Below are 23,680 nucleotides of genomic sequence, written 5' to 3'. Positions count from 1 at the left end.
CGTGCCCGACCCGCATGTGACGTTCCGCCAGCTGCTGGTGGAGGACCTCGAGACTGCGCGCCGCCGTGACCCGGCGGCGCGCAGCCGGCTCGAGGTGGCGCTGGCCTATCCCGGCGTGCACGCACTGTGGGTCCACCGGGTTGCGCACCGGATGTGGCACGCGAGCCCGTTGCTGCGGCTGCCGGCCCGGCTCCTCTCCCAGTTCACCCGGGCCCGCACGGGCATCGAGATCCACCCGGGGGCGCGGCTGGGCCGGCGGCTGTTCATCGACCACGGCATGGGCGTGGTCATCGGCGAGACGGCCGAGGTGGGTCACGACGTCGTGATGTTCCACGGCGCCACCCTGGGCGGCACCACCATGAGCCGCGGCAAGCGGCACCCCACGGTGGGCGACCGCGTGATGATCGGCGCGGGCGCGAAAGTGCTGGGCCCCGTTCGCGTCGGTTCCGACGCGAAGGTGGGTGCCAACGCCGTCGTGGTCAAGGACGTGCCGCCCGGCGCAGTCGCCGTGGGCGTGCCCGCCCGGGCGCGGCCGGCGCCGCCGGCCGCCCTGGTGCTGGACCCTTACGCGGACCCGGCGCTCTACATCTGAACCGCGTGGGCCTCGGTTCGCGACCGCCGCGGCGAGCGCTGCACGGAGACCAGCTGCCAGGCCGCGAAGGTCGCCAGGGCACCGGCCGCGACGTTCCGTCCCACGTCCTTCTGCTCCAGGTTGAGCGCGGTAGGCCAGGGTCGGCTGATGACAGACGGCTGGACCCAGACATGGTCGGCGGCCGCAGCGCCCAAGCGCTGCGGCCGCCGATTGAGCGCGGTTAGCTCTCGTCGCTCGCTCTGCGACTCCTACGGGTCAGCACGGCGCCCAGGCCACCCAGCCCAACCGCAAGGGTGGCGAGGAGGCCAACCTCAGCTCCCGTCTCCGGCAGCCGCTCGGCCGCCGGCTTGGCCACGGCCGCGGGCTTGGTCACGGACTGAGCGACCGGCTGGACTACCGGCTGGACCGGGATGATTGGCTGAATCACCGGTGGGGTAGTCGGCGTACCGTCTCCTGGTTTGCCAGGTACCGGGCAATCCGTCGCGGGGATGGCGTCCCGGCCGGGCGTGACCAGCACCCGTTCTGTTCTCGAGTAGCGGTGCTCGTCGTGGGTAACGGCCGGCTTTCCTGGCACCGCCTCGTGGTCCACCACGGTCCTGGTGTTCTTGATCTTCCAGTCCTCGGGAACGTCCGTGACACCGGACTTCCACTCGTACTGCGCGTACTGGTACTCGCGCTCCTCCTCGACGGTGACGACCTTGCGCTTGTCCTTGACGACCCAGCCGTCCGGGACCTCCTTCACACCGTCACGACGCTCGTACTTCGCGAACTTGTACTCGTAGTGCGACTCCTCCTGGACCTCGGCCTCGAGCTCGTGGACGCGGGTCTTGCCGGTGTGCACCCACCCTTGACCTTCGGGGCGATCGGCGGACCAGACGACCTCCTGGGTGCCCTGCTCGGGGTACCCCTCCTTGTCGGTCACGGTGCGCTTCTCGACCTGCGTCCAGCCCTCACCCTCTGGGGCGGAGGGGACCCAGTCGGTGCGCTCGGCCTCGGTCCCGGTCTGCTTCTTGATAGTGCGCTCGAAGATGTACTCGTCGTGGCTGACCTCGGTGACGGGTGCCGTGCCCGCGTCGGTCACCTTCGTCCACTTGTACTCGTAGACGGGGACGACGACCTTGTACTCGCCCGCGAACACCCAGTCGGAGTGATGGCCCGGGTTGAAGGGGGTCTTCTTCCAGTCGTAATCCCAGGTCCCTCGGTCGCGCTTCTTCCACAGTTCGTGCGTGACCGTGCCGAGTGAGGAGTTGTCTGTCTCGATCGTTCGAGTGCCGTTCTGCCGCTTCTCGTCCGTCTGGGCCCAGCCGTGCCCCGGGCTGGTCTCGGACCACTTGTGCGTGTAGGTCGGCGGCGTACCGGGGTGAGCCTCCACTTCCACGACTGTCTTGGTTCCGGCGACCGTCCAGCCCGCACCACCTGGGGCGTCCAGAAGCCAGCCCGTGGTCTCCTTCTCGTACGTGTAGACCGGGACCTGACGCTCAAAGACGTATTCGTCGTGAGTTTCCGGGAGGACGGCGTCGCCAGTCTTGGTGTAGCGGTACCACTCGCGCTGTTCCTCGGTGATTGCATCCTTGTGCTCGACATCGACGACCTTGCGCTTGCCGATCTGCTTCCAACCTTCGCCCGGCGACTCCCGGACCCAGTCGGTCTGCCTATAGCGAGCGATGTCGTACACGTAGTGCGACTGCTCCTCCACCGAGACCCGCTCGGCGACCTGCTTCCACCCCTTCGGGGCCTCGTCCGCGCTGACCCAGCCGGTGCGCTGGTAACGCGCGATGTCGTACTCCTTGTGCGTCACGGCGGGCTTGCCGGGGACGGCCGGCGTGTCCGTGACGCTCTTCGACTCGAGCACCTTCCATCCCGAGCCGGCTGGCGGGCTGGTCAGCCAGCCAGTGGTCTCCGTCTCGTTGGAGTAGACCGCCTCGACGGCCGGGACCTCGGCGCGCGGGACACACACCGCCGCCTCGTGGGCCCCGGCGGGCGTCACCGCGATCAGCATTCCTCCGGCGAGGGCCAGCACGCCGAAGGCAGTTGGGATGGTCCGCGACGCCTTGTCGCTGATGAATGACATGAATGCTCCTGCACATGAGAGTCGGAATATTGCGTCTCATGCAGAAACATAATTACCTACAAATACCTGAAACTAGGTTTGAGAACATTTCGGGGATCGTTCACCCGTTAATTAACCCAGTCGCCCAAGAGTGGCCCACCCTTGGGGTGAGTAGCAAGGTGAAAGGACCTCTCCCACCCCTCACCCGCGGGGTGAGAAGGGGGTTATCCCAAGAGTGCGGCGATTCTCGCAAGCACAGCGCGGCTATCCGCGGCAATCAACGCAAGAGAAGGAAGAATCCGAATTTGCGACTCACGGCAATCGGCTTCATATGTCGCACAGATTGCTAATCATCGAGTATTGCGACAATTCTCAGGCGTCCAGGAGCACTCGCCGCGTCACGTGGCGGGCACAGCGGAGAGCAGGAATCGACGGTAGGCGTCAGGGCCGCGGCGCCCGCTGGCACCGCGGGCACCAGAACAGCCGGCGACCGGCCATGGGCGCCTCGGCCACCTTCGTCCCGCACACCAGGCACGGCCGACCGGAGCGGTGGTAGACGTACCAGCGGTCCTCGGGGTCGTGGCGGTCCTCGGGACGGGTGGTGACGATCCGGCCGGTGGTGACGCCGTCGGCCATGAGCACGGCGAGGTCGTCCCAGATGGCGCGCAGCTTGGCGACGGACACGTCCTGGCCGAGGCGGAGCGGATGCACCCGTGACCGGTTGAGGGCCTCGGCCCGGTAGATATTGCCCACGCCCGCGATCACCGACTGGTCCATGAGCAGCTCACCGACCGTGCGGCGACGCTTGCGCACGCCTCGCACGAACGCCTCGCGGTCGCCGTCGGCGCGCAGGGGGTCAGGGCCGAGCCGGTCGTGGACCGCCTGCTTCTCGTCGGCAGTGACCACCTCGCAGGCGGTCGGTCCGGTGAGGTCGGCGACTCCGTGCTCACCGAGGAGCCGAACCCGCACCGCACCGCGCGGTGCCGGCACCCGCCACGCCGCCGTCGCAGTGGCGGTCGCCGCTCCGGGTCGGACCGAGCGCCGGCCGGCGTCGACCACCTCCCCCTCGGCCCCGGACCGAGCGGCCGCAGAGCCGGCGCCGTCGTCCGCGCCGACCTCCTCGACATCCTCGAACGCCTCGTCCGGGGACAGCGCGACGGCGGTCTCCTCCTCCCCCACCCGGCGCCGTGGCGCGCCGATCGCGTGCGGGGCGTGGAACGTCTCGTCGCCCGCGAAGCGCCAGGAGCCGTACAGGCCCAGGTGGACGCGCAGCCAGCGCACGCCGTCGCCATGCAGGGCCGCGTCCGGCGACTCAGGCGCGGCCGCGGCGGTCTCCGCGAGGACGGCGACGTCGTCCCGCCCCTCGGGTGCGAAGGCGAGGAACAGGTGCTTGCCGTGTGCCTCCGTGGCCACGAGCACCTGACCGTCCAGCAGCGCGGCACCGTCCGCGAAGCGTCCCTGCGGCGAGCTGACCTCGAGGCGCTGCCCGCCGAAGAGCTCGCGGAACGCGTGCGCGAGCCGGTGGACGGTGTGCCCCTCAGGCATCGGAGCTCCCCGCGCCGGACGCCGCCGCCGGCGCCTGCCACGCCTGCGGCGCGTCCCACAGGGCCCGGTGCAGCTCCACCCGGCCCGCCACGAACCCGCTCATCGGCGTGCCCTCCTCGCGGTAGTGCGCCACCGCCCGCTCGCGCAGCTGCCGCGGCAGGCTGCCGTCGGCGCGCACCACCCGCCACCACGGCACCTCCGCACCGTAGGTCGCCATGATCGTCCCCACATGCCGGGCGTGGCCGCGCCCGGACACGGCCCGGACGGCCTCGGCGACCAGCCCATAGGTGGTCACGCGGCCGGCCGGGATCTGGTCGACGACGTCGAGCACGAGCTCGGTCAGCTCGGTCCGGTCTGGGTGCACGCCCTTATGATCGCAAGCACGATGAGCGAGCACACCACTACCGCCCCTTCCCCCGCTCCAGCGTCCTACCGCTGCGAGCACTGCGACGACTCCGTGCCCCACGAGCACCTCGACGTCGCGGCGATCGTGGGAGCGGCCCGCCGCAGCGCCCTGGTCCGCGCCGTCACCATGATCGCCACAGCGGTGGTGGTGATCGCGGTGGCAATGGTCGTGGCTGTCGGCGCCGCCGGCACGGGCGCCGCGGTGTCCGCGCTGACGATCACGATGGTGGGCTGGGCGGTGGCCACCGCCATCGGTGTCGCCGTCGTCGGCGCCGTACGCGGTCGTTCCAGCTCTGGCGCCCTGATCGTCGGCGCCCTGACGACGGCGGCCCTCGCCCCCGTGGTCGCGCTCGCTGTCGCCGTGCTCGCCCGGGCCGGTTGGGCCGGCGCGCTCGTCGCGGGCGGCGGCTGGTTGCTGTGCGGGGCGGTGGCGACCCTCGCCCGCGCCCGGACCCTGCGTGCCCTTCTCCTCACCGAGGGCGACGCCGGCGAGCGCGCCCGAGCGGGTGCGGTGGCCAAGCGCGCTCAGGCCGGTCGGGCCGACGTCGTCCGCTGGCTCTCGCAGGGTGTCCTGGTCGGTGTCAGCGCCTGGCTCTTGACACTGCTGCCGGTCCTGGTGGTGGTGCTGGTGCCGCTCGCCGTCGTCCTCGCGGTGGCGGCCGCCCGGCCACGTACCGGACGCTAGACGCGCCGCCCGAGGAGATTCCGCTCGCCCCAGGTCCACCGGGCCTGGCATCCTCGTCCGCGTGACCTTCCCCACCACCACGCTTCCTGATCTCGACGCGCTCGGCGTCACGCTGCCCGCCGGGTACCGGCTCGCTGAGCTCGATGACACCGGCGACCGCGAGGCACTGCTCGACATCGACCGCTGGGCCTTCGCCGACTTCACCGAGCCGGAGGATGAGGCCGTGTGGCGCTGGCCCCTCGAGCCGGGACGCTCGGTCGGCATCTGGGACGGACGCGGCGACGTGCCGCGGCTGGTCGCCGCTCATTCGTCCTACGCCTTCACCCTGCCCGTGCCGGGCGGCCAGCGGGTCCCCACGGCCGGGCTGACGTGGGTCAGCGTGCACCCGGGCCACCGTCGTCGCGGCCTGGCGCGAGCCATGGTCGTCGCGCACCTGCATCGCTCGATCGCGCGCGGGGAGATCGTCTCGGCCCTCAACGCCGCGGAGGCCGGCATCTACGGCCGCTACGGCTACGGCATCGCCACCCACCACGTGCACATGACGCTGCCGCGGCGTGCGGACCTGCGCGAGGTGCCGGGCAGCGACGACCTCGTAGTGGAGCTGGAGAGCGCCGATCCGGACCGGCACACCACGCTCCTGCAGGAGGTGCACGCCGCGGTCGACCGGCCCGGCTGGATCACCCGGGACACCCCGGTGCTCCGCCGTCGCCCGCTGCTCGACCGCCCCTCCGAGCGGCGCGGGGCTGAGGCGCTGCGGATCGCCGTGGTCTGCACCGCGGCCGGCGAGCCGCGCGGGTACGCGATCTTCCGCCGTCACTCGTCCTGGTCCGCCGCTCATGATCCCCTGGGCGTGGTCAAGGTCCGCGAGGCGGTTGCGCTCGATGCCGCAGCCGCCCGGGCGCTGTGGGGCACGCTCGCGGATCTGGACCTTATGAGCTCGGTCGAGACCGGCGAGCTGGCGACCGACGACGCCCTGCGTGGCCTCGTGGTCGACCACCGTGCCGCACGGGCCGTGGAGCACGACGGCGTGTGGCTGCGCCTGCTCGACGTGCCCGCCGCCCTGTCGGCCCGGCACTACCAGGCACCGGTCGACGTCGTGCTCGAGGTCCGGGACACGGTGCTCCCCGGCAACTCCGGGCGCTGGCACCTGCGGGGCGGCCCGGACGTCGCGACCGTGGTCCCCGCGACCCGTGGCGCGGACGTCGCACTGGACGTCGCCGACCTGGCCGCCGTCTACCTGGGCGGCACCTCGCTGGGGGCGCTGGCGCTGGCCGGCCGTGCGCGTGAGATCACCCCCGGCACGCTGGCTGCGGCGTCGGCCGCCTTCGGGTGGCCGGTGGCGCCGGCGATGAGCTGGGGCTTCTAGCGAACCTGAGTCGCTAGCTCGCCTCGACCATCCGAGCGGGCTGAGCTCGCCTCCTCAACCGCCGCCGGCGAGCTCGCCTCCTCAACCGCCGCCGGCGAGCTCGGCGACCACCCGGACCGCCGGGGCGAACCAGCGGGCCCACTCCTCGCTCTTGTCGGGCGCCAGCAGGTGGTCGGCGACCGCCCGGAAGAGGAGCGCCCGGACCAGCATCTGGGGGAACTCGGTGGTCTCCTGGGCGCGCACCTCCGCGACGAGATCGAATGGAGCGCCACGGAAGACGACGGCGTCGGCAACCACGATCGCCGTGGCGTACGACGGCGGCCGCCAGTACGGCGAGAAGTCCAGCACCAACGGCGGCAGGTCCGGGTGCAGGTGGACATTGTCGGTGAGGTCCCCGTGGACGAGCTGGGCCGGGGCATCGACCGGCCGGCGGAGCTCGAGCAGCGCCGCCACGTGCGGGAGGCGAGCGCCGTCGTCGAGCGACGCCTCCCCCCAGGCGACCCGGTCCGCCCGCGCCCACGGGTGGTCGCGGCTGTCCAGCAGAGCCGGCCGAGGACACCGTCGAAGGTGCTCGTGGAACGCGCGCCCAGCAGCTACCACGTCGCCGTACCGGTCCGGGGTCGCCGGCGAGCCGCCCTCGTAGCGCCAGGCGGTCCAGCCGGCGACGACCAGTCTGCCGTGTGCCGAGCGGACAGGCGGCGCGACGCGGACGTCGAGGGCGCCGTCGAGCGCCGCCAGGACACCCTCCTGCCACCGCAGCTCCGCGACCGACATGTCGAGGGGCTTGAGCACGAGACCCTGCACCTGCCAGGCCTTCTCCTGCCCGCCCGCCAGCGGGAGAGGGTCCGCGGACACGCCGAACGCGTCGAGCACCGCGCGCGGTGGCGGCTTGTCCACAGGCCCTCGCAACGTCCCCGGCCCGCGGTCCGTCAGCGGGCGCGGGCGCCCTCGTACGCGGCGACGAGGTCGATCCGGCGCTGGTGCCGGGCATCCCCGGAGAACGGCTCCGCCAGGAAGGCCTCGACGATCGCCGTCGCCTCGTCCACGGAGTGCTGCCGCGCCCCCAGGGCAACGACGTTGGCGTCGTTGTGCGCACGGGCGAGGGCCGCGATCTCCACGTTCCAGGCGAGCGCCGCCCGCACACCGGGCACCTTGTTCGCCGCGATCTGCTCACCGTTGCCCGAGCCGCCCAGGACGATGCCGAGCGAGCCGGGCTCCGCCACGACGGCGGCACCGGCGGCGAAGCACACGGGCGGGTAGTCGTCCTGGGCGTCGTAGGTCTCGGCGCCGTGGTCGACGACGTCGTGACCGGCGGCCGTGAGGTGCTCGACGAGCGTGGCCTTGAGCTCGAATCCCGCATGATCGGCGGCGATGTGGATACGCATGGGGGTCATTGTGCCAAGCCGGCACGGCGGGCCGTGCCATTCGCCGCGACCGGTGCCGGCGCTCCGGCCGCACGCCCGGTGTCAGTGCCCTGCCGTAGGGTCGGGGCATGACGACGACCGATGTCAACGAGTCCTCGCCGATGAGCGACCTCGACGCCATGGACACCGCTGTGCGGCCGCAGGACGACCTGTTCCGCCACGTCAACGGCACGTGGCTGCGCGAGCACGTCGTCCCGGCCGACCGGGCGCGGGACGGCTCCTTCCTGGTGCTGCGCGACCGCTCCGAGGAGCGGGTGCGGGCGATCATCGAGGATGCAGCGCGTCGCGCCGAAGGCGAGTCAGCTGACGGGGACGCCGCGGCACCCTCCGGCGACGCCTCGCCGGCCGAGGCGGCGGCCCGGCTGGGCAGCCCGGAGAACGCCCGCAAGATCGGTGACCTCTACGCCTCGTTCATGGCGACCGAACGCATCGAGGCGCTCGGCACCGCCCCGCTGGGCGCCGACCTGGAGCTGCTCACGGCCGCGCTCGACAAGCCCGCGCTCGTCCGGGCCATGGGTGCGCTGCAGCCCACCGGCGTCACCGGCGGCGTCGGCTACGGCGTCGACACCGACCTCAACGACCCCGAGCGCTACACGGTCTTCTTCTGGCAGTCCGGCCTCGGCCTGCCGGACGAGTCCTACTACCGCGACGAGGCGCACGCGGCGGTGCGGACCGCCTACGTCGCGCACGTGGCATCCATGCTCGCATTGACCGGCTTGGTCACCGAGGACGAGGCGATGGGGGCCGCGGAGCGCGTCATGGCGGTGGAGACCACCCTCGCTGCGGGCCACTGGGACCGGGTGAAGTCCCGCGAGGCGGACCTCATCAACAACCCCACCGACTGGGCCGACCTCGTCGCCTCCGCGCCGGGGTTCGAATGGGACCTGTGGCGCACCGCCCTGGCCGTGCCGGAGGGGGCCTTCGACCACACGATCGTGGCGATGCCCTCCTACCTCACCGCGTTCGCGGCGGCCTGGGACTCCCTGGACACGGACTCGCTGCGGATGTGGCTCACCTGGCACGTGGTCCACGCGCGGGCGCCCTACCTCCCCCAAGCCTTCGTGGACGAGAACTTCGACTTCTACGGCCGCACCCTCACCGGCGCCGAGGAGCTGCGCGAGCGGTGGAAGCGCGGGGTGGCGCTGGTCGAGGGCGGCCTCGGCGAGGCGGTCGGCGAGCTGTACGTCGCCCGGCACTTCCCGCCCGAGCACAAGGCCCAGATGCAGCGACTGGTCGACAACCTCATCGCCGCCTACCGCGAGTCGATCGGCTCCCTGGACTGGATGGGCGAGGAGACCAAGGCACGCGCACTGGCCAAGCTCGACGCGTTCCGCCCGAAGATCGGCTACCCGGACAAGTGGCGTGACTACTCCGCCCTGGAGATCGACCCCACCGACGTGCTCGGCAACGTGCGCGCGGCGCACCTGTTCGAGGAGCGCCGCGACCTGGACAAGCTCGGCAAGCCCATGGATCGCGACGAGTGGTTCATGCCGCCGCAGATGGTCAACGCCTACTACAACCCGACGATGAACGAGATCGTCTTCCCCGCGGCGATCCTGCAGCCGCCGTTCTTCGACCCTACGGCCGACGACGCGTGGAACTACGGCGGCATCGGTGCTGTCATCGGGCACGAGATCGGGCACGGCTTCGACGACCAGGGCTCGAAGTACGACGGCACCGGGCGCCTGACGGACTGGTGGACGGAGGCGGACCGCGCGGAGTTCGAGCAGCGCACGAAGGTGCTCATCAAGCAGTACGCCGCGTACTCCCCGGCCCAGCTCGACGGCTCGCACCATGTGAACGGCGCCCTGACCATCGGGGAGAACATCGGCGACCTCGGCGGACTCTCCATCGCGGTGAAGGCCTACGAGATCGCGCTTCGCGCCGACGGGATCGCCTCGTTGGCGGACGCCCCGGAGGTCGATGGGCTGACCGGCCTGCAGCGCGTCTTCGTCTCCTGGGCCCGGATCTGGCGGGAGAAGGGCCGCGACGCGGAGATCATCCGGCTGCTGACGATCGACCCGCACTCCCCCGCGGAGTTCCGGTGCAACGGGGTGGTGCGGAACATGGACGCCTTCGTGGAGGCCTTCGCCCTCACGCCTGAGGACGCGCTCTACCTCCCGCCCGAGGAGCGCGTCCACATCTGGTGACCCGCGCGCCCCGGTTCGGTCAGGCGGTCGGCTCGATCGCCTGACCGAACCGGGCCGGGGCGCCCGCACGGCGCTCGAGCGCCCACGAGACCACGGCGAGGCCCAGGCCCGCCACGGCGAGCACGGACCCGGCCCAGGCCGGGGCAAGCAAGCCGTAACCGGCAGCGATGACGACGCCGCCCACCCACGCACCGAGCGCGTTACCGATGTTCAGCGCGCTGTGGTGCAGGGCCGCCCCCAGCGAGGGCCCCTCGCGCGAGACGTCCAGCAGCCGGGTCTGCAGGGCCGGGCCGATGAACTGGCTGGCCACGGCGACGAACACCACGAGGAGGACGGCGCGCGCCGGCCCCGTCGCACCCGCCCCGAACAGCGCAAGCGTCACGGCCATGGCCGCCAACCCGGTGAAGATCGCCCCGAAGATCGACCGGTCGGCGAGGCGTCCGCCGAGCACCGTGCCCACCGTCATGCCCGCCCCGAACAGCGCGAGCACCCAGGGCACCTGGCTCTCGGCGATACCGGCTACGTCCGTCATCGTCGGGGTGATGTAGCTGTACACGGCGAACATGCCGCCGAATCCGATCGCGCCGGTGGCCACGGCCAGCCACAGCTGCGGCGATCGCAGCGCGCTGAGCTCTCGCCGGGCCGTCGCCCCGGCGCGGACCGCGACCGGCGGCACCCACCGCCAGATGGCCACCGCGGCGAGCAGGGCCACCACGGTGACCAGCCAGTACGCGGCGCGCCACCCGACGCCCTGACCCAGCGCCGTGGAGACCGGCACGCCCAGGGTGGTGGCTACGGTCAGGCCCACCATCACCAGCGAGACCGACCGGCCGCGCCGCTGCGGCGGGGAGATGGCGGCCGCGACCACGGCCGCGATCCCGAAGTACGCCCCGTGCGGCAGGCCCGCGACGAACCGGGCCACCAGCACGGTCGGCATGGTGGGCGCAAGGGCGGAGAAGGCGTTGCCGAGGGCGAGCGCCACGGCGAGTCCAACGAGCATGCCGGTGCGCGGGGTGCGTGGCAGGGCCAGCACGATCAGCGGTGCGCCGACGACGACGCCGAGCGCGTAGGCGGAGACGAGGTGGCCGGCCTCCGGCAGGGTGGCCCCGAAGTCGGCCGCGATCCGGGGCAGCAGACCCATGGTCGCGAACTCGGTGGTGCCGATCGCGAAGGAGCCGACCGCCATCGCGAAGAGGGCGGCGCCGAGTCTGCGTGCGGGAAGGGCGCCGGCCAGTCCCGCGGGTGCGGCTTCGCTCACCGGCTAGCTCAGGTCGTACGCGGCGCGGCGTACGGCGAAGGAGTAGCCCGCGTCGTCGTGCGCGCACGACATACCGGTCTCGCTCGAGGTGCAGGTGAAGCCCTGGGCGGTGCGCTCCTGGCCGTAGCCGAGGGTAGGCAGTCCGGAGGTGTCGATCTGCAGCTGCTGGCCCGAGGTGTCGCACACGAGCTCGGCACCCTCGGCGGACACCTGGAGGAAGTGCCCGACGCTGCCCTCGCACGCCGCCACCACCGCGCTCGGGATGGAGTCGGCGTAGCTGAAGTCGGCGATCCCGCACAGCGCCCGTTCGGCGTCGATGCTGCAGGCGATGTTCCCGCTGGGGGCCGCAAAGTCGAAGGAGACACCCGAGAGGTCCTCACCCGCGGTGGCTGGCTCCTCGGGAGCGGTGCTGGTCGCCGTGGTCTCCTGCGAGCCGCTGGCAGCAGCGGGGGCCTGCCCGCCCGGGCCGGACACACGCATCGCCACCATCACGGCGAAGACGAGCACGAGCACGGCGGCGACCACCGCGATCGCGGTCTCCGCGCCACTGAGCCGTCGGGTTCCTGCCTGCATCCGCACTCCTGTTCCTCCCCCGGGCCGGCGTGCTGACTCCTCGGGAGTCGCCGGTGTGCTCCCGCAGCACGACCGTGCGCCCGGCTCCGCGCCGGCGTGCTCCGGCCGGCTGGGCGGGCGCGACGGCCGGGCCGCGCGGCGCCGCAAGGCGCCCGCCACGGCCCCGCTCGGGCCGGGGCCACGCTACGCCATTCAGTCGAAGATCGGCCCGGAGGTCCGTGTGCGCTTGATCTCGTAGAACCCGTCGATGCTCGCCACCGCCACGGCGCCGTCCCAGAGCTTGCCCGCGTCCTCGCCCTTGGGGGCGGGCGTGACGACGGGGCCGAAGAAGCCGGTCCCGTTGACGGCGACGACCGGGGTGCCGACGTCCTCACCGACGAGGTCGATGGCCTTCTTGTGCGAGGCGCGCAGCGACTCGTCCAGCTCGTCGGTGCCGGCGTACCGCGCGAGCTCGGCGGGCAGCGAGACCTCGGCGAGCGCCTCGTCGATCACGGCGGGCAGGTCGTTGCCGCGCTGCTGCAGGTGGATGCGGGTACCGAGGGCGTCGTAGAGCGGCTTGACGACGTCGTCGCCGTGCAATTCGCGGGCGGCGTTGACCACGCGGACCGGGCCCCAGGCACGCTGCATGAGGTCGGCGTAGTCCTCGGGCAGCTCACGGTTCTCGTTGAGCACGGAGAGGCTCATCACGTGCCAGCGCACGGAGACGTTGCGGACCTGCTCGACCTCGCCGATCCAGCGGGACGTCATCCAGGCCCAGGGGCACATCGGGTCGAACCAGAAGTCGGCGGTGTCGGTGGCGGGGGTCGTCTCAGTCATACCCTCATGGTGCGTTACTCGCTGGGTCGTGTACACAGGTGTCCGTTTACTCGGCCCTGTGAGGCGGGGCACATCGTCGACCTCGTAGGCGTGGGCCTGCCCGTCACTACGACAGCGGCTGGGTCGTGGTCTCGTCCCACGACCAGGCCCCGGGCATCGCCTTCCAGCGTGCTCCCGACCACCAGCCACCGCGCTGGCCGGACCCTCGGTATCCGCAACAGATCCACCTCGACGTCAAGTCGACGACCTCGAGACCGCACACGCCCGGGTGCTCACCCTCGGGGCGCGCCCGCTGACGGCACCGGATTCCAGCCATGACTACGCCGACCCGGCCGGGCACCCGTTCTGCCTGATCCGGCGTCCCGCCTGGGCACCTCCCGTACAGGGGACCGAAAGGCCGGCGGACCCGTCAGCGTGATCGGTCGTGAGCGAGGACCCCAGGCACCCGCGGCGCCGCGAGCCCGCGGATATCAGGTCGGCCGCCGCCAGGCCGCGTGGCAGGATCGGCTGGGTGCGTGCCGTGCGCGCACCACCAGCGCCCGCCGGCGCAGAGCGAAGGAGACCCATGCCCGGAGAGAACCTCACCCGCGCCGAAGCCCAGGAGCGGGCTCGCACCGTCACCACGTCGACCTACGACGTCGTGCTCGACCTCACCCGGGGCGAGCGGGTGTTCGGCTCGACCACGACGCTCCGGTTCGACGCCACCTCCGGGGCAAGCACCTTCCTCGACCTCATCGCCGAGTCGGTGGAGAGCATCACCCTCAACGGCGCCGCGGTGGACACCGCGGCGTTCGCCGACTCCCGGCTCGCGCTGACCGGGCTCGCCGAGCACAACGTGGTCGAGGTGATGGCCACCTGCCGGTACATGAACACCGGCGAGGGCCTGCACCGCTTCGTCGACCCCGTGGACAGCGAGGTCTACCTCTACACGCAGTTCGAGGTGGCCGACTCCCGCCGCGTCTTCGCAGTGTTCGAGCAGCCCGACCTCAAGGCGACCTTCACCTTCACGGTCACCGCACCGGCGCACTGGACCGTGGTCTCCAACACCGCCACGCCCGACCCCGAACCGGGCACCGGGGGCACCGCGACATGGCGCTTCGCCCCCACCGAGGTGATCTCCTCCTACCTCACCGCGATCGTCGCGGGCCCCTACCACCGGGTCACCGGCGAGCTGACCTCGATCGACGGGCGGACCATCCCCCTGGGCGTGTACTGCCGGGCCTCCTTGGCCGAGCACCTCGACGCCGAAGAGATCATGGACATCACGCGCGCCGGGTTCGCCTTCTACGAGAAGGCGTTCGACCAGCCGTACCCCTTCACCAAGTACGACCAGCTCTTCGTGCCCGAGTTCAACGCCGGCGCCATGGAGAACGCGGGCGCGGTGACCATCGTGGAGAACTACGTCTTCCGCTCGAAGGTGCCCGAGGCCACGGTGGAGCGCCGTGCGGTGACGATCCTGCACGAGCTCGCCCACATGTGGTTCGGCGACCTGGTGACGATGCGCTGGTGGAACGACCTCTGGCTCAACGAGTCCTTCGCCGAGTTCGCCTCTCACCTCGCCACCGCCGAGGCCACCCGCTGGACCAGCGCGTGGACCACGTTCTCCTCGATGGAGAAGTCGTGGGCCTACAACCAGGACCAGCTGCCCTCCACTCACCCGATCGTCGCGCCGATCAACGACCTGGAGGACGTCGAGGTCAACTTCGACGGCATCACCTACGCCAAGGGCGCCTCGGTCCTCAAGCAGCTCGTGGCCTGGGTGGGCCGGGACGCCTTCCTCGCGGGCGTCCAGCGCTACTTCGCGAAGCACGCGTTCTCCAACACCGAGCTGCCCGACCTGCTCACCGAGCTCGAGGCCACCTCCGGGCGTGAGCTGGGCTCGTGGTCGAAGATCTGGCTGGAGGCGGCGGGCGTGACCCTCCTGCGCCCGGACATCGTCTCGGAGCCGGCCCGCGAGGGTGAGGGCGAGACGATCGCCTCATTCGTCGTCGTCCAGGAGGCGCCGGACGAGCACCCCGAGCTGCGCCCCCACCGCCTGGTCATCGGTGGCTACGACGTCGTCGGGGACGGTGCCGAGGCCCGGCTGGAGCGCACGGTGCGCATCGAGCTCGACGTCGACGGCGCCCGCACCGATGTGCCCGAGCTCGCCGGCACGCGCCGCCCGGACCTCATCCTGCTCAACGACGAGGACCTCGCCTACGCCAAGGTGCGCCTGGACGAGCGGTCCCTCGCCACGGCGGTCGCGCACCTGGGCGGCTTCGCGGAGTCGCTGCCCCGCGCCCTGGTGCTCGCCTCGGCCTGGGACATGACCCGCGACGGCGAGTGGGCGGCCCGGGACTTCATGGACCTCGCACTCACCGCGGTCGCCACGGAGTCCGACTCCTCGGTGGTCCAGGTGCTGCTCCGCCAGCTCGCCACCGCGCTGGGCTCGTACACCGCACCTGAGGCACGCCGCGGGCTCGAGCCGGCGGTCGCCGGCCGGCTGCTCGAGCTGGCCCGTGCGGCGGCGCCCGCCTCGGACACCCAGCTGCAGCTCGTTCGGGCCCTCGCCGCGCACGCCGTTGGTGCCGACGCGCTCGACGCTCTGGCGGGCCTGCTGGACGGGACGACGGCGCTACCCGGCCTGGCCGTGGACACCGACCTGCGCTGGACGTTGCTGCAGGGCCTGGTCGCCGGCGGGCGCGCCGGTGCCCAGGAGATCGACGCGGAGCTTGAGCGTGACGCCACGGCCATCGGGCACCAGAGCGCTGCCCGGGTCCGCGCCGCGATCCCGACCACCGCGAACAAGGCCCGCGCCTGGGCGGACGTCGTGGACTCCGACGCGCTGCCCAACGCCGTGCAGTCGAACGTCATCGGCGGGTTCCCGCAGGTCCACGACCGGGCGCTGCTCGCTCCCTTCGCCCGGGCGTACTTCGACGTGCTTGACCGGGTGTGGACGGAGAAGACCAGCGAGATGGCGCAGAACATCGTCGTCGGCCTGTACCCGCACCGGCTCGCCGGCCTCGCGCGCCAGCACGGGGTGGACGTCGTCGCGCTGACCCAGGAGTGGCTGGACGCCCACCCCGACGCAGCGCCGGCGCTGCGTCGGCTGGTGGTGGAGAACCTCGACGCCGCCCGCCGCGCCGTCCGCGCCCAGGAGGCCGACCGCGCCGAGGCGGCCCGCCGCGCCCCGCAGGCCGACCGCGCCCGCTGAGCCGGCGCGTCCAAGGCCCGGCGTGCGTGCCCTCAGGGGGTGGGCGCGCCGGGCTCGTCCGGCAACGTCACCCGAACGCAGCAGCCGCCGGCGCCCGGGTCGGTCAGCACGGTCCGCTCCGCGCCGGTCCCCTCGGCCAGCCCGCAGACCAGCTCCCGGTTGAGGTCGCACACCAGCGCGGTGTGCTGCTGCGCCAGGCGATGGAAGGGGCAGTTGCCCATCACGGTCCCGCCCGCGGCGTCGGGACGGGGCTCGTACCCGCCTGCCGCGAGCGCGGCCTCGAAGGTGGTGGCGCCCGCACCGGTGGCCCGGCCCTGCTCGCGCGCCACGCGGCGCAGCGCCTCGCGCACCGGGCCGGCTCCGTCCCCGGACTCCTCCACGGCACGCGCGAGCAGCTCCCCGGCGAGCTCGTACTGGCGCTCCGGCACGGACACGCTCACCTCCGCCGCCGCCCGACGGTAGATCTTCGCGGGCCGGCCCGAGCCGGGACCGGTCCGCTCCCCCAGCCGCCGGAACTCCACGGCGAGGAGCCCCGCGCGCGCCAGGCGGTCGAGGTGGAAGGCTGCGGTGCTCCGGCTCAGGCCAAGGGCTGCGGCCGCCGCGTCTCGGCTCGTCGCCTCCCGGGCTGCGACGAAGGTGTACAGCGCCCTGCGCGTGGGGTCTTCCAGCGCGGCGAGGGCCGAGAGTCGCGACTCCCGCGACGGCGGGTCCGGCGATGCCATGGGGAGATCATACTCTAAAAACAAGATCTGTTGACTAAAGAAGTTCGGCGACCTAGGGTCGATGCACGGGCTCGTCACGCGGCGCCGACGCCGCGGCCCACACCTTCGGGGGCCGAGATGACCACCATCACCACCGGGCCGCTGACAGAGCGGCCACCGGCCCTCGACCCGCGGCCGTCCACCCGCGACGCCCGGCCGTCCACCCGCGACGCTCGGCCGCCCGCTCCGAACGCCCCGCTCGACACCCCGGTCGCGCGGGCACCGCTCCCGCAGGCGCACCCCGACGCACGGGGTATCGACCACGCCGCCGCCACTCGCGCCGTCACCGACCTGCTGGCCGCGCTCGGCCACGACGCGCGCGGCCCGCACCTTGCCGAGACGCCGCGCCGGGTGGCGGACGCGCTGGCCGAGCTGCTGACCCCCCGGCCGTTCACCCTCACCACCTTCCCCAACGACGAGGGCTACGACCAGCTGGTGCTCGTGCGCGACGTCCCCTTCCACTCATTGTGCGAGCACCACCTGCTGCCCTTCCACGGCGTCGCCCACATCGCCTACCTGCCCGGGGAGCGGATCGTCGGCCTGTCGAAGCTGGCCCGGGTGCTCCACCACTTCGCCCGCGACCTGCAGGTGCAGGAGCGGCTCACCCAGCAGGTCGCCGACCTCCTCCAGGACCGGCTCGCACCGCGCGGCGTCGGCGTCGTCCTGCAGGCCGAGCACATGTGCATGGCGCTGCGCGGCGTGCAGGTGAGCGGCTCGCGCACCGTCACCAGCGCCCTGCACGGCGCCCTGCGCGAGGACGCGCGTACCCGCGAGGAGTTCTTCGCCCTCGCGGGCCTGCAGTGACCGCCACATCCCGCGGGCCGGTGGCCCGCGTCCACCGAGGAGGAGCAATGGACAGGCACATCGTCATCGTGGGCGCCGGGCTCGCCGGTGCCAAGGCGGCGCAGACGCTGCGCAAGGAAGGCTTCGACGGCGAGATCACGCTCGTGGGGCAGGAACCCGAACGGCCCTACATCCGCCCACCCCTGTCCAAGGACTACCTGATGGGCAAGGAGGAGCGTGAGGCCGGGTTCGTCCACCCGCAGCGGTGGTACCCCGAGCACGACGTCACGCTGCTGCTCGGGCGCCGCGCCGAGACCCTCGACGTCGCCGCCCGCCGGGTCACGCTCGACAGCGGTGAGCAGCTGCCGTACACCGAGCTCCTGCTCGCCACCGGCTCCTCGCCGCGTCGGCTGACCGGGTCCGGGTCCGGGGAGGGCCTCGACGGCGTGCACTACCTGCGCACCCGCGCGGACTCCGACGCCCTGCGCGCAGACCTGGCCGACGGCGGCCGGCGGGTGGCCATCGTCGGCGCCGGTTGGATCGGTCTGGAGGTGGCGGCGGCCGCGCGCAGCTACGGCAACGACGTCACCGTGCTGGGCCGGGAGGCGGTCCCGCTCGAGGGCCCGCTCGGCCCTGAGCTCGGCGCGATCTTCGCGGCCGTCCACCGCGAGCACGGGGTCGACCTGCGCATGAGCACCACCACCGGGGAGATCCTCGGCCAGGACGGCGCCGTCACCGGCGTCATGGCCGACGGCGCGGCGGTGCCCGCGGACGTCGTCGTCGTGGGCATCGGCGCGGTCCCCAACGACGAGCTGGCCCGCGCGGCCGGTCTCGAGGTGGACAACGGCGTGGTGGTCGACGCCTCCCTGCGCGCCTCCGCACCCGGCGTGTGGGCCGCGGGTGACGTCGCCCGCGCCTTCCACCCGCGGCTCGGCCACCACCACCGGGTCGAGCACTGGGCCAATGCCCTGCGCAGCGGCCCAGCGGTCGCCCGGTCCATGCTCGGGCAGGACGTCACCTTCGACCAGGTGCCGTACTTCTACACCGACCAGTTCGACCTCGGCATGGAGTACTCCGGCTTCGGCGACCTGACCGCCGACGCCCGCGTGGTCTACCGCGGCGACCCGGCGACGCGGGAGTTCGTGGCGTTCTGGGTGCGCGACTCTCGCGTGGTCGCCGGCATGAACGTCAACGTCTGGGACGTCAACAAGCCCATCGACGCCCTCATCCGCTCGGGCGCCCCGGTGGACGAGACGCGTCTGACCGACGCAGGGGTGCCGCTCGAGGAGCTCGCCGCCGCCCCGGCGAGCTGAGAGGACCTCCGATGGACCCCGGCCTCGTGCTGCCGACGCTGGTCGCCCCGGTGCGGCGGATCGGCGCGCGGACGTTCGACTTCGACCGCCAGGTGGCGGTGATGGCGATCGTCAACCGCACGCCGGACTCCTTCCACGACCGCGGCGCGACCTTCGCCCTGGACCGGGCCGTCGAACGGGCGCTGGCGGCCGTGGCCGAGGGTGCGGACTGGGTCGACGTCGGCGGCGTGCCGTTCTCCCCCGACACCCCTCCGGTCACCGAGGCGGCAGAGCTCACCCGGGTGCTGCCGGTGGTGGAGGCGGTCCGGGCCCGCTCCGACGTCGTCATCTCCGTCGACACCGCCCGGCCGGGCGTGGCCCGGCGGGCGCTGGCCGCCGGTGCCGACGTCGTCAACGACACCTCCGGGCTACGGGACCCGGCGATGGCCGAGGTGGTCGCCGCCGCGGGCGCCACGGTGGTCATCGCCCACTCCCTCGCCGCGCCCCACACCCACCACCCGCGCCCGCGCTACGTCGACGTCGTCCACGAGGTGGCCCGGTTCCTGCGGGAGCGCGTGGCGCGTGCCGGGCGGTACGGCGTGGCACCCGGGCAGATCGTCATCGACCCGGGCCACGATCTCAACAAGAACACGTACCACTCCCTCGAGCTGACCCGCCGGCTGCACGAGATCACCGCGCTCGGCCTGCCCACGCTCGTCGCGGTCTCCAACAAGGACTTCGTCGGCGAGACGCTCGACCGGGAGCGGGGCCGGCGAGTGGAGGGCTCGTTGGCCGCGGCCGTGCTCTGCGTGCGGCAGGGTGCCCGGATCGTCCGGGCCCACGACGTGACCGCCACGGTCGACGCCGTCCGCATGACCGAGGCCGTGCTCGGGCTGCGCGAGCCGGCCTACCTGCGACACAACGTCTGAGAGGAGGGACCCACCGTGCTGGACACCGAGGAGCTGGTGCAGCCCGTGCTGGACACCGAGGAGCTGGTGCTGCGCTACGCCGTCCCCGACCGGGACGTCCCCCACCTGCGCGTGAACTTCATCGCGAGCCTGGACGGCGCGGCCACCCACGAGGGCCTGTCCGGCGGGCTGAACAACGCCGCCGACAAGCAGGTATTCGACACCCTGCGCATGCTGAGCGACGCCGTCCTGCTCGGGGCGGGCACCCTGCGGCAGGAGGGCTACGGCGCGATGACCTTGGAGCCTGCAGCGGTCGCCTGGCGCACCGCCCGGCGCCTGCCGGCCCACCCCACGCTCGCCATCGTCTCCGCCCGCCTCGACCTGGACCCGGAGTCGCCCGTCTTCACTCAGGCCCCCTCCCGGCCCCTCGTCCTCACCCACGCCGGCGCACCGCCCTGGCGACGGCGGGCGCTGGCCGCCGTCGCCGACATCGTGGTGTGCGGGCGGGACGCTGTCGACCCGGCACGTGCGGTGGCCGAGCTGACCCGGCGCGGCCTGCATCAGGTGCTGTGCGAGGGCGGCCCGCACCTGCTGGGCACCCTCATCGCCGCCGACCTGGTCGACGAGCTGTGCCTGACCCTGAGCCCGGTGCTCGAGGGAGGCCGGGCCGGCCGGATCAGCGCCGGCGGGGCGCAGGCGACCCGGGCGATGCGCCTGGCGCACGTGCTGACCGCCGGCGACATGCTGATGCTGCGCTACCTGCGCGACCGCTGAGCCGGCGGCACCAGCGGCTCGAGGTCCGCGACGGCGGCGTGCGCCCCGGCGGCGCGGAGCACCTCCCCGGGGTGCGAGGTGGTCACGCCCACCACGAGGCCGACGCCCGCGGCAAGGGCGGAGGCCAGCCCGGCGGGGGTGTCCTCGGCGGCGACGCAGGCCGCCGGGTCGGCCCCGAGCAGGTGCGCGGCGTGGCGGTAGGGAGCGGGGTCCGGCTTCCCGGCGGCGGTGTCCTCGGCGGTGACCAGCTCGACGCCGAGGTCGGCAACCCCGAGCATCGCCAGTGCGTCGCGTGCCCAGGAGCGGCGTGCGGAGGTGACGACGGCGACCGGCACCCCCGCCTCACGCCAGCCCGCGACCGCACGGGCAGCACCCGGGACGGGCGCGGGCGGGTCGAGGGTGACGTCGAGGCTGTCGAGCACGGCGAGGGTCAGCTGGTGCGGGTCCTCGCCCGCCCACGGGCCGTCGAGCTCGGCGAAGACCTCCGTGCCCCGGCGGCCGGCGAAGGCCCGGACCGTGGCGTCGTCCACCTGCCAGCCGCGACTGCGGAAGTAGCGGTGGAAGGCGGCGCGGTGGGTGGCCTCAGAGTCGACGAGTGTGCCGTCGAGATCCAGGAGCAGGGCCGCCCCGGGCGCGGCGAGCGCGGCCGAGACCCGGCCCGCAACGTCGTACCCCCGGGTCATCAGGCGACCGTCAGGACCAGGTGAACAGCTCGTCCCCGGCGGCGACGACGTCGCCGGGCGCGACCGAGAAGGTGAGCTGCTCGGCCTTGGCCTCCAGGGCGATGACCGGGGTGACCGCCGAGCGGCCGCCGGCCCGGACCTGCTTCGGCGACCAGGTGACCAGGTGACGGCCGGGCGTGACCACGTCCTTCTCGGCCGCGTGGAGGGTGAAGCCCTCCCCGCCGAGCTGGACCGTGTCCAGGCCCAGGTGCACGAGCACACCGTTGCCGCCGTCGGCGACGAGCACGAAGGCGTGGGGGTGGAACTTCATGATCGTGCCGGCGACCGGGGCGAGAACCTCCGCCGTCTCGACGTCGCCGGGGTCGAGGGCGATCCCGGGGCCGACGATGGCGCCGGAGAAGACGGGGTCGGGCACGGCCTCGAGCGCGAGGACGGTGCCGGCGACGGGCGCGAGGACGCGCACCGTCACCGCAGGTCCTCGATGTCCTCGGCGATGGTGTCCGCCTGCGGCCCCACGACCACCTGGATCGCCTGCCCCTGCTGGACCACGCCGAAGGCACCGGCGGCCTTGAGGCCGGCCTCGTCAACCTTCGAAGGGTCCTCGACCTCGACCCGCAGGCGGGTGATGCACGCCTCGAGGTCGAGGATGTTCGCGTCCCCGCCCAGGGCCGCGAGGATCTGCTCCGCCTGGCTCATGTCTGCTCCTTCGTCGTCGTGTCCTGTGCCCGCTGCTCGAACCTTAGTGCGTGGGCAGGCGTCCCGGGTCCGGGCCACGACACTCGTGCCCTGCGTGGGCCCGAGGACCCCGGCGTGGGGCCCTGACCAGCGGCGGGGCACCTTGACACAACCCCGGCCGGGCGATTCAGTGTGCGACATCGGCCCCAGAGAAACGGGCATATCGGTGCCCCTGGCCGCCGACGCGACGGGGCGTCCGCCGGGCCACTCCCGTGGTCCGCTCAGGATGGGCACCCCCTGATCCTTGGAGCACGGATGACGTCAACAACCGCAGGGGCTCCGGCCGTGCGGCAGAAGCGACACATTCCCGGGTTCGCGCAGGCCCAGCGGGTGGGCCGTTCCCTCATGCTGCCGATCGCCGTTCTGCCCGCGGCCGGGTTGATGCTGCGCTTCGGCCAGCCGGACATGCTCGGCTCGGAGGGCGTGGCGAGCTGGAACGGGTTCGGCTGGGTGCAGCCCGTGGCCGACGTCCTCGCCGCGGCGGGCAACGCCGTGTTCGGCAACCTGCCGATCATCTTCGCGCTCGGTGTGGCGATCGGGTTCGCCCGCAAGTCGGACGGCTCGACGGCGCTCGCCGGCCTGATCGGGTACCTCACGTTCGACGCGGTGCTCGGCGCCCTCGCGCCGACGTTCGGATTCCCGGACAACAGCGGCGAGCCGGTGATCAACTACGGGGTGCTCGGCGGCATCACCATCGGCATCATCGCCGCCCTGCTCTGGCAACGGTTCTACCGCACCAAGCTCCCGCCGTACCTGGCGTTCTTCGGTGGACGTCGCCTGGTGCCCATCATCACGGCGTTCGTCGCCGTGATCGTCGCGGTGCTGTTCGCGCTCATCTACCCCGCGTTCGACTTCGTCATCGGCGGCTTCGGCGAGTGGGTCACGGACGAGGGCAACGTCGTCCTCGGCGGGTTCGTGTTCGGCACCCTCAACCGGCTGCTCATCCCCTTCGGCCTGCACCACCTGCTCAACAACCTGCCGTGGTTCCAGTTCGGCGAGTTCACCAGTCCCACCACCGGGGAGGTCGCGCAGGGCGACCTGTTCCGCTTCTTCGCCGGCGACCCCACCGCCGGCACCTTCATGACGGGCTTCTTCCCGATCATGATGTTCGCGCTGCCGGCCGCCGCCGTCGCGATCTGGCGCAACGCCCGGCCGGACCGCCGGAAGGTCACCGGCGGCATCATGCTCTCGGTCGCGCTGACGTCGTTCCTCACCGGCATCACCGAGCCGCTGGAGTATGCCTTCGCCTACGTGGCGTTCCCGCTCTTCCTCCTGCACGCCGTGCTGACCGGCTCCTCGCTCGCCCTGGTCAACGCGTTGGGCATCAAGGACGGGTTCACCTTCTCCGCCGGAGCGATCGACTACGCGCTGAACTTCGGCATCGCGACGAGCCCGTTGCTGCTCATCCCGATCGGGCTCGGCTACGCCGTCATCTACTACCTGCTGTTCAGCTTCGTCATCCGATGGTGGAACCTGCGCACCCCGGGCCGCGAGGAGGAGGGCGACGTACCCGGCGGCGGTGCGCCGTCGGTGTTCGACGAGGCGCAGGAGGCCGCCGCGGTCTCCACCGGCAAGCGCGACGCCGAACGGGACGCCACCGGGCGCGGGGACGCGGCCGCCGAGGAGCGCCGCCGCACGCGTGAGGCGGGTGGGGACCCCGGCCCTGGCCCGGCCTGACCCCTCGGCA

The 23,680-nt window shown here is 72.7% G+C and carries 23 protein-coding genes; 11 read left to right on the top strand and 12 right to left on the bottom strand.

Annotation, left to right across the window (positions count from 1 at the left end; all coding sequences use genetic code 11):
- Position 1: 1 nt before the first annotated feature.
- Positions 2-592: a serine O-acetyltransferase EpsC gene (epsC, locus tag FE374_RS05765; RefSeq protein ID WP_139927644.1), complete on the top strand. Its 591-nt coding sequence runs from the start codon at positions 2-4 to the stop codon at positions 590-592.
- A gap of 220 nt (positions 593-812) precedes the next feature.
- On the opposite strand, the gene FE374_RS05760 is transcribed toward epsC, so the two are convergent.
- The 3 genes from FE374_RS05760 to FE374_RS19760 all read right to left on the bottom strand — a co-directional run bounded on the left by FE374_RS05760 (position 813) and on the right by FE374_RS19760 (position 4,551).
- On the bottom strand, positions 813-2,663 hold the full coding sequence (locus FE374_RS05760) for a hypothetical protein (RefSeq protein WP_139927643.1): 1,851 nt from the start codon (positions 2,661-2,663) through the stop codon (positions 813-815).
- A gap of 420 nt (positions 2,664-3,083) precedes the next feature.
- Positions 3,084-4,187 carry an Fpg/Nei family DNA glycosylase gene (locus FE374_RS05755; RefSeq protein WP_139927642.1) on the bottom strand — a complete coding sequence of 368 codons (1,104 nt, stop codon included), beginning with the start codon at positions 4,185-4,187 and terminating at the stop codon, positions 3,084-3,086.
- The gene (locus tag FE374_RS19760; RefSeq protein ID WP_230978474.1) at positions 4,180-4,551 is read right to left on the bottom strand and encodes an MGMT family protein; all 372 of its coding nucleotides are present in this window, start codon (positions 4,549-4,551) and stop codon (positions 4,180-4,182) included. The genes FE374_RS05755 and FE374_RS19760 overlap by 8 nt, the downstream gene beginning before the upstream one ends.
- Positions 4,552-4,572: 21 nt before the next feature.
- Between FE374_RS19760 and FE374_RS19755 the strand changes: the two genes are divergently transcribed.
- Positions 4,573-5,277 carry a hypothetical protein gene (locus FE374_RS19755; RefSeq protein ID WP_139927640.1) on the top strand — a complete coding sequence of 235 codons (705 nt, stop codon included), beginning with the start codon at positions 4,573-4,575 and terminating at the stop codon, positions 5,275-5,277.
- Positions 5,278-5,338: 61 nt separating this feature from the next.
- Positions 5,339-6,643, top strand: coding sequence for a GNAT family N-acetyltransferase (locus FE374_RS05740; protein ID WP_230978473.1), 1,305 nt, complete (start codon positions 5,339-5,341; stop codon positions 6,641-6,643).
- Positions 6,644-6,724: 81 nt separating this feature from the next.
- Here the strand turns inward: FE374_RS05740 and FE374_RS05735 are convergent, their stop codons facing one another.
- Together FE374_RS05735 and FE374_RS05730 are read right to left on the bottom strand one after the other, a co-directional pair.
- Complete coding sequence (locus FE374_RS05735) at positions 6,725-7,540, bottom strand: hypothetical protein (RefSeq protein WP_139927639.1); 816 nt, start codon at positions 7,538-7,540, stop codon at positions 6,725-6,727.
- 32 nt (positions 7,541-7,572) lie between these two features.
- Positions 7,573-8,028 carry a ribose-5-phosphate isomerase gene (locus tag FE374_RS05730; RefSeq protein WP_139927638.1) on the bottom strand — a complete coding sequence of 152 codons (456 nt, stop codon included), beginning with the start codon at positions 8,026-8,028 and terminating at the stop codon, positions 7,573-7,575.
- 107 nt (positions 8,029-8,135) lie between these two features.
- On the opposite strand from FE374_RS05730, the gene FE374_RS05725 reads away from it, so the two are divergent.
- Positions 8,136-10,217, top strand: a complete 2,082-nt coding sequence (locus FE374_RS05725; protein ID WP_139927637.1) for a M13 family metallopeptidase — start codon at positions 8,136-8,138, stop codon at positions 10,215-10,217.
- Between the two features lie 19 nt (positions 10,218-10,236).
- Here FE374_RS05725 and FE374_RS05720 read toward each other — a convergent pair whose 3' ends face one another.
- The 3 genes from FE374_RS05720 to FE374_RS05710 all read right to left on the bottom strand — a co-directional run bounded on the left by FE374_RS05720 (position 10,237) and on the right by FE374_RS05710 (position 12,864).
- On the bottom strand, positions 10,237-11,475 hold the full coding sequence (locus FE374_RS05720; RefSeq protein WP_230978472.1) for an MFS transporter: 1,239 nt from the start codon (positions 11,473-11,475) through the stop codon (positions 10,237-10,239).
- Positions 11,476-11,478: 3 nt separating this feature from the next.
- The gene (locus tag FE374_RS05715; RefSeq protein ID WP_139927636.1) at positions 11,479-12,048 is read right to left on the bottom strand and encodes a hypothetical protein; all 570 of its coding nucleotides are present in this window, start codon (positions 12,046-12,048) and stop codon (positions 11,479-11,481) included.
- A 192-nt stretch (positions 12,049-12,240) separates the two neighbouring features.
- Positions 12,241-12,864 carry a mycothiol-dependent nitroreductase Rv2466c family protein gene (locus FE374_RS05710; protein WP_139927635.1) on the bottom strand — a complete coding sequence of 208 codons (624 nt, stop codon included), beginning with the start codon at positions 12,862-12,864 and terminating at the stop codon, positions 12,241-12,243.
- A gap of 268 nt (positions 12,865-13,132) precedes the next feature.
- On the opposite strand from FE374_RS05710, the gene FE374_RS20175 reads away from it, so the two are divergent.
- Positions 13,133-13,282 (top strand): hypothetical protein, encoded by a 150-nt coding sequence (locus tag FE374_RS20175; protein ID WP_330998442.1) that lies wholly within the window; start codon positions 13,133-13,135, stop codon positions 13,280-13,282.
- A gap of 147 nt (positions 13,283-13,429) precedes the next feature.
- Positions 13,430-16,057 (top strand): aminopeptidase N, encoded by a 2,628-nt coding sequence (gene pepN / locus FE374_RS05700; RefSeq protein ID WP_139927634.1) that lies wholly within the window; start codon positions 13,430-13,432, stop codon positions 16,055-16,057.
- Between the two features lie 32 nt (positions 16,058-16,089).
- Here pepN and FE374_RS05695 read toward each other — a convergent pair whose 3' ends face one another.
- On the bottom strand, positions 16,090-16,779 hold the full coding sequence (locus FE374_RS05695) for a helix-turn-helix transcriptional regulator (RefSeq protein WP_139927633.1): 690 nt from the start codon (positions 16,777-16,779) through the stop codon (positions 16,090-16,092).
- A 117-nt stretch (positions 16,780-16,896) separates the two neighbouring features.
- On the opposite strand from FE374_RS05695, the gene folE reads away from it, so the two are divergent.
- Genes folE through FE374_RS05675 form a run of 4 tightly spaced genes read left to right on the top strand, consistent with a single transcriptional unit; the run spans position 16,897 to position 20,575 of the window.
- Positions 16,897-17,622, top strand: coding sequence for a GTP cyclohydrolase I FolE (gene folE, locus FE374_RS05690; protein WP_139927632.1), 726 nt, complete (start codon positions 16,897-16,899; stop codon positions 17,620-17,622).
- A 47-nt stretch (positions 17,623-17,669) separates the two neighbouring features.
- On the top strand, positions 17,670-18,914 hold the full coding sequence (locus FE374_RS05685) for an NAD(P)/FAD-dependent oxidoreductase (RefSeq protein WP_139927631.1): 1,245 nt from the start codon (positions 17,670-17,672) through the stop codon (positions 18,912-18,914).
- Positions 18,915-18,925: 11 nt separating this feature from the next.
- Positions 18,926-19,822, top strand: coding sequence for a dihydropteroate synthase (gene folP / locus FE374_RS05680; RefSeq protein WP_139927630.1), 897 nt, complete (start codon positions 18,926-18,928; stop codon positions 19,820-19,822).
- A 15-nt stretch (positions 19,823-19,837) separates the two neighbouring features.
- Positions 19,838-20,575 carry a pyrimidine reductase family protein gene (locus FE374_RS05675; protein ID WP_223173651.1) on the top strand — a complete coding sequence of 246 codons (738 nt, stop codon included), beginning with the start codon at positions 19,838-19,840 and terminating at the stop codon, positions 20,573-20,575.
- On the opposite strand, the gene FE374_RS05670 is transcribed toward FE374_RS05675, so the two are convergent.
- Genes FE374_RS05670 through FE374_RS20380 form a run of 3 tightly spaced genes read right to left on the bottom strand, consistent with a single transcriptional unit; the run spans position 20,557 to position 21,954 of the window.
- Positions 20,557-21,258, bottom strand: a complete 702-nt coding sequence (locus FE374_RS05670) for an HAD family hydrolase (RefSeq protein WP_139927629.1) — start codon at positions 21,256-21,258, stop codon at positions 20,557-20,559. The genes FE374_RS05675 and FE374_RS05670 overlap by 19 nt on opposite strands.
- A gap of 10 nt (positions 21,259-21,268) precedes the next feature.
- Entirely contained in the window at positions 21,269-21,727 is a 459-nt protein-coding gene (locus FE374_RS05665) for a PTS sugar transporter subunit IIA (RefSeq protein WP_139927628.1), read from the bottom strand.
- Entirely contained in the window at positions 21,724-21,954 is a 231-nt protein-coding gene (locus FE374_RS20380; protein ID WP_143419457.1) for a glucose PTS transporter subunit EIIB, read from the bottom strand. Before FE374_RS20380 ends, FE374_RS05665 begins: the two co-directional genes overlap by 4 nt.
- A gap of 294 nt (positions 21,955-22,248) precedes the next feature.
- Between FE374_RS20380 and FE374_RS05655 the strand changes: the two genes are divergently transcribed.
- Positions 22,249-23,670, top strand: coding sequence for a PTS transporter subunit EIIC (locus FE374_RS05655; protein WP_139927626.1), 1,422 nt, complete (start codon positions 22,249-22,251; stop codon positions 23,668-23,670).
- The last annotated feature ends 10 nt before the right edge of the window (positions 23,671-23,680 follow it).

The organism is Georgenia yuyongxinii (genome assembly GCF_006352065.1).
GTDB classification, from domain to species: domain Bacteria; phylum Actinomycetota; class Actinomycetes; order Actinomycetales; family Actinomycetaceae; genus Georgenia; species Georgenia yuyongxinii.
This window is presented reverse-complemented; position numbering and strand designations above follow the sequence as displayed.